At 43.3% G+C, this 1,135-nt stretch carries 1 protein-coding gene; it reads left to right on the top strand.

Translation table 11 applies throughout. From position 1 onward, the window contains the following. Positions 1 to 1,135, top strand: a 1,135-nt coding sequence (locus DNJ75_RS14885) for a hypothetical protein (RefSeq protein ID WP_206609136.1), incomplete at both ends; no start/stop codon positions are given.

Below are 1,135 nucleotides of genomic sequence, written 5' to 3'. Positions count from 1 at the left end.
TGACATTAACGGGTACGGATACGCTTGCCAATTATCAAACAGCATTACGTAGTGTGACGTATCAAAATACCTCATTAGCCCCGAGTGAATTAAGTCGTACGGTAAGTTTTAAAGTTAATGATGGTGACATTGACTCTGCAGTATTAACCGCAACGGTTAATGTTGCTGCGGTCAATAGTGCACCAGTAAATACCATTCCTGCGACACAGGTTATTAAAGAAAATAACACGCTGGTGTTTAATACTGCCAATGCCAATGTGATTAGCATTGCAGATGATAATAGCAACAGTACGGTTACTTTGTCGGTGACTAATGGTATTTTAACCTTATCACAGGTTACGGGTTTGACTTTTAATAGTGGCAGTAATGGTAGTGCAAGTATGCAAATTACGGGCACACTTACTGATATCAATGCCGCTTTAAATGGCATGAGTTATCAGCCTACAACAAGCTTTACGGGTGCTGATACATTAACGGTTTTATCAGATGATGGTACTTTATCAAGCAGTGATCCATTGACCATTAATGTCTTGGCAAATATCGACCCTAAATTAACCACTTTTGAAGGTCCGGTCACCTTAAATCAATTGGGTGCTAATATCAATGGTGCAGCAGCGTTTGATAATCTAGGACATGCGGTGTCAGTGAATAATGATGGCTCGGTGATTGCTGTCGCATCAAAAGCGCATGCCAGCAGCCAAGGGATGGTACAGATTTATCAATACAATGGCAGTGCATGGGTGCAATTAGGTAGCGATATTCTGGGTGAATTTGCGGGCGATAGCTCAGGTTCGGCTATCTCACTAAGTGATGATGGCATGATCGTTGCCATTGGTGCAGAGAACAGCGATGATGGTGGCACAGACTCAGGTCATGTGCGTGTTTTCCAATATAATGGCAGCAACTGGGTGCAGTTAGGACTTGATATCGCCGGTGAAGCAGCTTCAGATAGATCAGGGTCAGCAGTAAGCTTAAGTGGCGATGGTCAGACAGTAGCAATTGGTGCGGCACTTAATGACAGCAATGGCAATAATAATGGCGGACAGGTTGAAATCTATCGTTATAGTGGTGGCACTTGGTCACAGCTTGGTTTAGACATTGAAGGATTAGCCGCGGGTGATATTTTAGGTAAGAG

It is taken from the genome of Cysteiniphilum litorale (assembly GCF_003428165.1).
Taxonomy (GTDB): domain Bacteria; phylum Pseudomonadota; class Gammaproteobacteria; order Francisellales; family Francisellaceae; genus Caedibacter; species Caedibacter litoralis.
This window is presented reverse-complemented; position numbering and strand designations above follow the sequence as displayed.